Consider the following 8,525-nt stretch of genomic DNA (forward strand, 5'->3'; position numbering starts at 1 on the left):
AAGGACCCAGCCGGATGCGCATCTCCATCGACGGGGACGTCTGTATCGGCGCCGGACAGTGCGCCCTGACCTCCCCCGACGTCTTCACCCAGGACGACGACGGGTTCGGGCAGGTGGTCCCGGGCCAGGACGGGGGAGGGGGAGGCCCGCTGGTCCGCGAGGCCGCCCGCGCCTGCCCGGTCCGGGCGATCAGCGTCGAGGCGTAGGGAGCGGCGGGGAACGGGGGGTTCCACCGGTCGGGAACGCGCCCGGCGGGCGGAGCCCCGCGCGGCGCGGCGGGGCTCACGCCTTGTGGGTCACCCAGAGCAGCTCCGCCGGCCAGCGGTGCGCCCAGTCGGGCGGGTCGGTCTCGTTGTAGCCGTTGGGCGTTCCGATCTCGGGCCGCGGCTCGACGAGGTCGTCGATGACGAGCCCCGCACCCCGCAGGACCCTGACCCAGTCGCCGTAAGTGAGTTGATAGCTGGTCGCGCCGTCGCCCTCACCGATGGCGCTGAGCCCGAAGTAGTCCTGTCGCAGCGTCGTGGACACGCGGCCGGCCGGCTCGTCGTAACAGGCCTCGAACCAGGGGCTGGCGACGTTGAACACCAGCCGTCCACCGGGGCGCAGGACGCGCGCGGCCTCCGGGACGGCTCGGTGCGGTGGCGCCCAGCTGAGCCCGCCGAAGTCGCAGAACACGAGGTCGAAGCTGAAGTCGGCGAAGGGGAGTTGCTCGGCCGCGCCCTGCACCAGCGGGTAGCGGTCCTCGCCCATGGCAGCGGCCGCCGCGGCGAGTTGCGCTTCGGACAGGTCGATCCCGACCACGCCTGCGCCCTCGGCCGCGAGCGACCTGGACCACTGACCGGCCCCGCAGCCGAGTTCGAGCACACGCTTCCCGGCCACGTCACCGAGGGCGCCCAGGTGCGCGTCGGGCACGGAGTACATGCCCCACAGCCGGGGGGAGGCGCCGATCTGCGGGTCGTGCGCGTGTTGATAGGCGCTGCTGATCCGGTTCCAGAGCCGCCGGTTGGCGGGGACGCTGTTCACCCACCGACTCCAGCACCGCCGTACGGAAGCGGTCAACAGGGTAAGCGGCGCCCCGGGTGCGGCCTCGGACTGCTTCCGGCCGGGGWCCCCGGCCGGGCCCTAGTCCTGCCAGTAGAAGAGCAGCTCACCCACCGTGAGCGGTTCCCGCGCGCCGAAGTAGTAGACGCACAGGTCCGTGACCCGGAGCGCTCCCGTCTCGTCGTCGATCCAGCGGAAGCCCGCCGACACGAGCGCACGCACGACGGCTTCGGGAAGGGGCTCCGCGGCGGTCACGAACGGGCCGAGGGTGCTGAGCAGGAGCCGGTCCCCGCCGGCCTCGATCACGTAGTAGGTTCCGTCCCCCTGCTGGTTGTCGTCCCCGCACGAGACCGGCGGCTTCGGTGCCAGGCCGCCCGCCGTGAGGGCGGCCGTCGCCCGTCGGAGCAGGTCGGCCACGTCGGGCCCGCGAGGCGGCACGGCGCAGACGGCCTCCAGCCGCCACCGCGGATCGCTCGGACGCTCACAACCCGGGCCGTACTCCCGGACGAGGGCGCCGCGGAGTTCCTCGTCCAGTCCCTCGACCTCGACGCGGGGGCGTCCCAGTCGCTCGTACGCCGCCCGGGCCTCGGCCCGGTCCTCCGTGAGCCGGTGGAGGGCGCAGGCCGCCCAGACCTTCGCCTCGGGCGTGGGCGCCTCGTCGAGGCAGGCCCTCAGCCGGTCCGCGTCCGTGGCGAGGGTGTGCGCGAGGTGGGCGACCCGCCGGTCCGGGTCCGCGAGGGCGTACGTGACGTCCTCGCCGGCGCGGTACCGCTTCCGGACGCGGAACTCCCGGTCCTCCGGGCGGTCCTCACCGAGTTCGGCCACGACGATTTCGGCTCCGTACCGGTCCACGAGGCCGTCCAGACCGGCATCGCCCGTGTCTCGCGTATGCCGCCACGGCGAGGCGGCCAGCGTCGCCAGCTCGCGCGCGGCCGAGAGATCGCCGAGCAGACCCCGCGCCTTGAGGAACGCCGCCGCCATGCCGTACGACGCGTCGGAGGCACGGTCCTCGTGCCGCAGCCACGGCAGCAGCTCCGCCCGGTCGGAGAGCAGGTCGAGGAGGGCCCTGCGCACCTCTGCGGTGTCCGCGGGGTCCTGGATCCGCGCGATCAACTCGGGGACGTACGGCTCGGGCACCCGGCCGGTGAGCGCCGTCACGCACGAACGGCGGCGCCACCAGGGGTGCGCGGGGTCCGCCGCGTACCGGGCGAGTTCGTTCGCGTCGACCTCCCGCAGGCCCGCCGGGTCGTCGGCTCCGGCCTGCGGGGTGAGGGCCTCGATGCTTCGCATCCTGGGATGCTACGGCCCCGGCACCCTCCTGAGCAGCTCGTTTCCGCCGACCCCACCGTGCGCCACCCGATGCCGGGGCACGCGCGCGTGGTCCTGCTCAGGTCGGCCTCACGTCAGCCGGAGCGGTACCCCCACCGGGCGGCGCCGTCCTTGCCCATGAAGCACTTCGCCGGACGGCCGTCGGCCGTCGTTGCCGTGGCGSCGACGGGGGAGCAGAACTGACCGAATCCGACGCCGGATCCGCTGCCGGACCCCCCGCTCGTGCCACTCGTGCCTCCAGAGCCCCCGGAGGAACCTGAGCCCCCACCACTACCGGAGCCCCGGGAAGATCCGCCGTCCCGTGTCCCGTCGCCGCCACTCCCCGACGTACCGCCGCGTGAGCCGGAACCGGAGCCGGAACCGGAGCCGAAGTCGCGGGACGGCCGCGGTCGTGGCTCGGGCCTCGGTTTCGCCTCGGGCTTCGGCTTCGGCTTCGGTTCCGGCTTGACGGTCGGGCTCGGTGCCGTGCAGGAGAGACCCGGACCGAGGAGCCACAGGTCGACCGTCGTCGTGACGGGCACCTCGATACCGGCCTCGGGCTGTTGCCGGCAGACCTGCCAGTCCGCCAGATCCCGGCGCGAACGCTCGTCCAGACGCCGAGCCGTGTGCGTGTGGAAGCGCGTCACGCGGTCGAGGTCGAGCGCGGCGAGCGTACGTGACGCGGGGTCGAACCGCTCGCCGACGAGGTCCGGCATCACCACCCGCCGGGTCCCGTCCAACGCGGAGGGGCACGGCTCCGCCTCCGGGACCGCGTACAACGTCAGCGCTCTGCCGCCCGGCCGGGTCGGCTCACCGGGGGCGGGGTTCTGGAAGCAGACGCGCCAGTCCGCACGTGAGGTGGTCACCGGGCGGTACGCGGACGACGCGTCGGCGGCCGTCACCCACCACGACCCGCGGCGTGCCGTCGCGGCGGCCGTGGTCAGGGAGGAGCCGCGGAGGTCGGGTACGGTCCGCGCGCGGTCCGGCCCGCCCCGCGCCACGGCGTCCGGCTGCCCGGGCGCGCCGACCCCCGCGACGAGCACCGTGGCGACCGCGACGGCCATCGACACCGGATGACGCCGAATCCAGGTCGAGGTCCGCCTCCGGCCGTCGGGACGCAGGGGCGAGTCCGGCGGCAGAAGTCCTCCGGCCGCTACGAGGAGCGCGCCCTTCGGGTCGAGCTTCGATCCGTGCAGCTTGTGGGGTCGTGCGCCGACGAGGACGTCGACCGAGTCGAGCATGCCGTACGCGCTCCGCAGGACGACCGGCGGCCCGGGCACGCGAGTCACCTTCGGGGCCAGGAGGTTGCGGAAGAGGAGGAGGCCCTTGCTCGTGAGCACGGCGTAGCCCCAGCCGTCGTGGTAGACGGACCGCACGACCTCACCGGCCCCGAGCTCCTGGAGCAGGACCTTCCGGTGGCCGTCGGAGAGGGTGATGCCCTCGCCCGCGGCGACGGCCGCCGTACGGGGATCGGCGGCCAAGGGGTCGGACACGGGCTTCCCCACGCTCGGAGGTACGGCGGACGGCCCGGGGCAGCCGCGCGGCCGTCCCGGACGTACGGGATGCTAGCCGCTGCCCGGAGAAGTCCCTGGTCCGGGGCTCGTCCCGGACCGCAGGGGCTCCGAACTTCCCCACCGTGACTCTCCGATCCGGCGAGACGAGAGGTCCCTCAGGACCGTCGTGTGGGCGCCGGGCCCGCGCGTCACTCGGAGCGACGCGTACGGGGCGGCTCGTGCGCCTCGTCCGACGGGGTCCGCTCCTGGTGCAGTTCCAGGGGCGGTTCCGGCGTGTGCGAGGACAGTTCGGGTTCCAGGCCCTGGGCGGGGGTCGTGCGCCGGCGGCCGGTGTCGAGCCGCCAGGCTTCGAAGGCCAGGGTCGTCGCCGTGACGACGGTGATGCCGAGCAGCCAGCCCCCGACGACGTCGCTCACCCAGTGCACGCCGAGCGCGACCCTCGTGTAGCCGACCCCCAGGACCGCGGCGACCGCGAGGACCCAGGGCAGCGGGCGCCAGGCGCGGGGGACCAGCGGCATCAGGACCAGCAGCAGTACGGCACAGGAGGTGGTCGCGGTCATCGCGTGACCGGAGGGGAAGGAGAAGCCGGGGGCGTGGGACACCGGATCCGGCAGGTGCGGGCGGGCACGCTCGACCATGAGCTTCGTCAGCAGTCCGATCAGACCGCCGCCCACCGCCGTGACGGACGCCCAGGCCGCCAGCCGCCACGCCCGGCGCGTCAGCAGCCACACCACCACCGCGGCGACGAGCAGTCGCATCGTGACCGGGTCCCACACGTAGCTGGAGAAGAACTCCAGGACGCTCACCCACCCCGGGTGTTCGAGGGCGGTCTGGTGCAGTCGCTCGGCTGTGCCGCGGTCGAGCCGGTGCAGCGGCGCCCACTGCGACTCGACCAGCACCAGGGCGAGCGCGAAGGGGACGGCCACCACGGCGGTGGCGACCGCCGCCAGGACGAGCCGACTCCCGAAGGTCGCGTCGGCGCTGAGGCGGCGGGGGTTGAGGGCCCGGACGCCGGACCTCGGGGCTCGCGTGGTGCGCTGTGCCATGGGGAAGCAGACTTCCTTACGTGTCGGGGGAGGAACCGGAACCGGCTCCCGGGGAGGTGCGCGCTCAGACGCCGGGGTCCCGGCCCACCGGCTCCCGCACGCCCGCGCGTGTCGCCTCCAGTTGGGCGGCGAAGGAGAGGCCGAGGAAGAGGGCCAGCGAGGTCAGGTAGGACCACAGGAGCAGGGAGACGATCGCGCTCAGGGGGCCGTAGACGGTGGTGAACGAGCTGCTGGCACCGACGTACAGGCTCAGCCCCCAGGTCGCCGTGAGCCACAGGATCAGATAGACGACGGCGCCGAAGGCCAGCCAGGTGTAGCCCGGTTGGGCGCGGCGGGGTGCCAGCCGGAAGATCGCGCTGGTCGCCAGGACGGCCAGGATGATCCCGATGGGCCAGCGCAGGATCTCCCAGGCCCGCACGGTGTCGGGCCCGAGACGGTAGACCTCCGCGAACGAGTGGGTGAGGTCGCTGCCGAGGACGGTGACGACGAAGCTGAGCCCCAGCGGGAACCCGGCGAGCGCCGCCATCACCAATCCCCGGACGTACTTGTGGAGGAAGGGCCGGTCCCGCTCGTTCCCGTATATGCGGTTGGCGCCGCGCTCCACCTGGCACAGGCTGGTCGTCACGTTCATCAGGGAGAACAGCAGCCCCAGCCAGAGGGCCGCCTCACCGCCGTCGTCGGCGTGCCGGCGGCTCTCGCGCAGCGCGTCGTCGACCAGCTGCTGGCTCGGCCCGCTGGTGATCCGGCTTATCGTCAGCTCGGCGACCCGGCCGATGTCCTCGGTGTGCAGGACGCTCGACAGACCGATGGCGGCGATGGCCATCGGCACGATGGACAGCACGGTCTGCAGGGCCAGGGCGCGGGAGTGGCTGAAGCCGTCGGCGTAGCGGAACCGTACGAAGGAGTCCCGGGCCAGCTGCCAGCCCCCGTAGCGGCGCAGCGCGGCCCACGCCTCGTCGCCGGACAGCTCCTCGCCGCGGACGTCACGTCTCTGCGGTACGCGGGTGGCGGTGCCCATCACGCACCTGCCTGGGTCTGCCGCGGCGCGAGCGGCGCGAGGACGTCGGACGGGACGGGACGGTCCGGAGCCTCGGCGGGCCGGGGCAGCGCGTTGTCGGCGCGGCGCGGGGCGGAGGCTTCGAGCCGGCGCGCGGTGGCACCCGGAGCGCGCGGGAGGCGTACGCGCAGCGCGCCCGGTTCCGTCTCCACGACGAGGCGGTGTCCGTCGGCGACGGCGTCCCCGTCGACCTCACGGGGCTGCGCCGTGGCGAACCGGATGTCGATGTGCCGGCCGCTGTAGTACGTCAGGGCCCCGCCGGCGACGGACCGGCGGCCGGAGACGGCGGGGTCGGCCGTCGGTCCCGTGAGCTGCCGCGACGCCGCGGAGTTCGGGCGCAGGGCCCGGGACACCAGGTGCCCGGTCGCGGCGAGCCACCCGACCGCGCCCGACGGGTCGAACAGCACGACGTCCACCCGTCCGCTGTCGGCGCGGGCCCCCGGCAGCAGTTCGAGTCCGCCCTGCAGGGTGCCGACGTTGCCGACGACGACCATGCGGGCCCGGTGGCGGCGGCGCGGACCGCCGTCCACCTGGAGCGACACCCGGGTACGGGGGTCGCCGAGGTGCCGGGCCGCCGCGAGGAGGTACGCGAGCCAGCCCAGCCGGGCCTTGAGCGCCGGCGAGGCGTCGCGGACCATGGCGGCGTCGAATCCCGCGCCCGCCATGACGGTGAACCGCGCGGGTTCGAGCCCGTCGCCGTGGACGCGGCCCACGTCGATGCCGAAGCAGTCGCCGTCCAGCGCCTCGTCCAGGGCGGTCGCCGGGTCCAGCGGGAGCCCCAGGTTGCGGGCGAGCAGGTTGCCGGTGCCGCAGGGCACGACGGCGAGCGCGATCCCGGTTCCGGCCACCACGTCGGCGCAGGCCCGGACGGTGCCGTCGCCGCCGCAGACGACGACCAGGTCGATGCGCTCCGGCGCGGGCCCGTCCGCCACGTGCGCGGCACAGACCTCGGCGAGGTCGCCGCTCGGCCGCTCGGCGGTGGTGTCGATCCACTGCTGCCGACGGTGACCGTGGGCTTCGAGCACGGCGCGCACGCGGTCGGCGAGCGCGTCGGCGCAGGCGTGCGGATGCCGGACGACGACGACCCGGCCCGCCGAGGGTGCGTCCGTGGCCACCGAGGGAGCCGCGCCGGCTGCGGAGCCCTGGCGGTGGCTGTCGTCGTCGGTGCTGTCCGGTCGCCGTCCGGCGAGGAACACCGATCCGACCACGAGCAGGGTCAGCGTGCCGTTGAGGAGACCGCCGACGACGTCGGTGGGATGGTGCATGCCCCGGTACAGCCGCGACAGGCCCACCAGCGGCGGGACGAGCAGCAGCGCCGTCACGACGACGTACCGCCACGGGCCCCGCAGGCGCCGCAGCGCCAGCACGGCCAGCCCGCCGAACAGGGCGGTCGAGGCCCCGACATGACCGGACGGGAAGCTCGACGTCGGCGGCGCCGCGTCGAGGTGGGGGACCTCGGGGCGGTCGCGCTGCACGAAGAGGGTCACGGCCACGAAGATCGCCGACTGCAGGGCGACCGAGCCGCCGAGGAACAGGGCCTCCGCCCAGCGGGGCGCGGACGGCAGGAGGAGCAGCCCGAGGACGCAGAACAGGGCCACGCCGATGATCGCCTCGGTCCCGGCCATGGTCGAGAGCCAGCCCGTCAGGGTGTCGGCCAGGGCGGTCCGGCCGGCGGCGAACGCGCGGCTGACCCGGTCCTCCGCGGGGATGAGCACGTCGGCCACGGAAGACCGGGTCAGCAGCAGTCCCCAGCCCACCATCAGGCTCACCTGCGCGGGGACCAGTATGAGAAGCCGGGAGGGTCTCGCGGCCTCGTCCGTCAGTGTCGTCATGCCAGACCGCTTTGCCCGTCGCGGCCGGATGATGCCGCGCAGTGCGCGCGGGGCCTGAGGAGCCGGTCAGCAGCGCCGCTCCTCCCGCGGCTGCGGCGGAGCGAGACCCGCGCGTCCTACGCCCTCGGGGACCTCGGTCGACCGCGACCGCGAGGGGCGCGTCCGGGCGGGCCGGGGCGGTTCACCACCGGTAGGCGGGGTGGCTCACCACCGGTGGCCGGGGCGGCTCACCACCAGTAGGCGGGATACCTCGCGGCCCCGCGGCGCACGCGGGACGCGGCGTACGCCGTCAGCACGAGCAGGACGGTGGCGCCGAACAGCAGGGGGACGAACCGGCCCGGCGCGGGACCCTGGAGCACGATGATGACCGCCGTGGCGCAGGCGGGGGAGTGCGGGGTCCTGGCCAGCGTCGTCAGGGCCAGGGTGACGCCCGCGGCGAGGGCCGCGGCCCACGCGTTCCCGTGCCCCGCGGCGGCCACCGCGTACCCGGCGGCGGCGCCGAGCATATGGCCGACGATCACGCTCCGCGGCTGCGCCAGCGGCAGCGCGGGGGCGCAGTGGACCAGTGCCGCGCTGGCGGCGAGCGGGGGTATGAGCACGGGCTCGTGCAGTGCGGCACCGATCCCGACGAGCGCGAGGAGGGCGGCCGTGGCGACGTCGGTACTCATGCGAGGCGGGAGATTCCGGGGCAGGCGGCAGGCGGCAGGGGAGCCGGACGAGACGGCGG

General features: G+C 74.7%; 8 protein-coding genes. 1 reads left to right on the plus strand and 7 read right to left on the minus strand.

Translation table 11 applies throughout. From position 1 onward, the window contains the following. Positions 1 to 14: 14 nt before the first annotated feature. The gene (locus tag EAO70_RS02630; RefSeq protein ID WP_148001411.1) at positions 15 to 206 is read left to right on the plus strand and encodes a ferredoxin; all 192 of its coding nucleotides are present in this window, start codon (positions 15 to 17) and stop codon (positions 204 to 206) included. A gap of 76 nt (positions 207 to 282) precedes the next feature. On the opposite strand, the gene EAO70_RS02635 is transcribed toward EAO70_RS02630, so the two are convergent. From EAO70_RS02635 to EAO70_RS02665, 7 genes are all read right to left on the minus strand, one after another. After that, positions 283 to 1,023, minus strand: a complete 741-nt coding sequence (locus EAO70_RS02635) for a class I SAM-dependent methyltransferase (protein WP_148001412.1) — start codon at positions 1,021 to 1,023, stop codon at positions 283 to 285. A 99-nt stretch (positions 1,024 to 1,122) separates the two neighbouring features. After that, complete coding sequence (locus EAO70_RS02640) at positions 1,123 to 2,331, minus strand: hypothetical protein (RefSeq protein WP_148001413.1); 1,209 nt, start codon at positions 2,329 to 2,331, stop codon at positions 1,123 to 1,125. A 113-nt stretch (positions 2,332 to 2,444) separates the two neighbouring features. Next, positions 2,445 to 3,842, minus strand: coding sequence for a PASTA domain-containing protein (locus EAO70_RS37560; RefSeq protein ID WP_187283694.1), 1,398 nt, complete (start codon positions 3,840 to 3,842; stop codon positions 2,445 to 2,447). Between the two features lie 209 nt (positions 3,843 to 4,051). Continuing rightward, the gene (locus tag EAO70_RS02650) at positions 4,052 to 4,909 is read right to left on the minus strand and encodes a phosphatase PAP2 family protein (RefSeq protein WP_148001414.1); all 858 of its coding nucleotides are present in this window, start codon (positions 4,907 to 4,909) and stop codon (positions 4,052 to 4,054) included. A gap of 64 nt (positions 4,910 to 4,973) precedes the next feature. Then, the gene (locus EAO70_RS02655; RefSeq protein ID WP_148001415.1) at positions 4,974 to 5,927 is read right to left on the minus strand and encodes a YihY/virulence factor BrkB family protein; all 954 of its coding nucleotides are present in this window, start codon (positions 5,925 to 5,927) and stop codon (positions 4,974 to 4,976) included. Beyond that, on the minus strand, positions 5,927 to 7,798 hold the full coding sequence (locus EAO70_RS02660) for a diacylglycerol kinase family protein (RefSeq protein WP_261992607.1): 1,872 nt from the start codon (positions 7,796 to 7,798) through the stop codon (positions 5,927 to 5,929). The genes EAO70_RS02655 and EAO70_RS02660 overlap by 1 nt, the downstream gene beginning before the upstream one ends. Before the next feature lie 227 nt (positions 7,799 to 8,025). Then, positions 8,026 to 8,466: an HPP family protein gene (locus tag EAO70_RS02665; RefSeq protein ID WP_148001416.1), complete on the minus strand. Its 441-nt coding sequence runs from the start codon at positions 8,464 to 8,466 to the stop codon at positions 8,026 to 8,028. Positions 8,467 to 8,525: the final 59 nt, after the last annotated feature.

The organism is Streptomyces sp. adm13(2018) (genome assembly GCF_008042145.1).
In the GTDB taxonomy this organism is placed as follows: domain Bacteria; phylum Actinomycetota; class Actinomycetes; order Streptomycetales; family Streptomycetaceae; genus Streptomyces.

Bases quoted from the DNA above. Each gene is read 5' to 3' on its own strand.
- EAO70_RS02630 (WP_148001411.1), top strand. From the start codon at position 15: ATGCGCATCTCCATCGACGGGGACGTCTGTATCGGCGCCGGACAGTGC.
- EAO70_RS02640 (WP_148001413.1), bottom strand. From the start codon at position 2,331: ATGCGAAGCATCGAGGCCCTCACCCCGCAGGCCGGAGCCGACGACCCG.
- EAO70_RS02650 (WP_148001414.1), bottom strand. From the start codon at position 4,909: ATGGCACAGCGCACCACGCGAGCCCCGAGGTCCGGCGTCCGGGCCCTC.
- EAO70_RS02655 (WP_148001415.1), bottom strand. From the start codon at position 5,927: ATGGGCACCGCCACCCGCGTACCGCAGAGACGTGACGTCCGCGGCGAG.
- EAO70_RS02660 (WP_261992607.1), bottom strand. From the start codon at position 7,798: ATGACGACACTGACGGACGAGGCCGCGAGACCCTCCCGGCTTCTCATA.
- EAO70_RS02665 (WP_148001416.1), bottom strand. From the start codon at position 8,466: ATGAGTACCGACGTCGCCACGGCCGCCCTCCTCGCGCTCGTCGGGATC.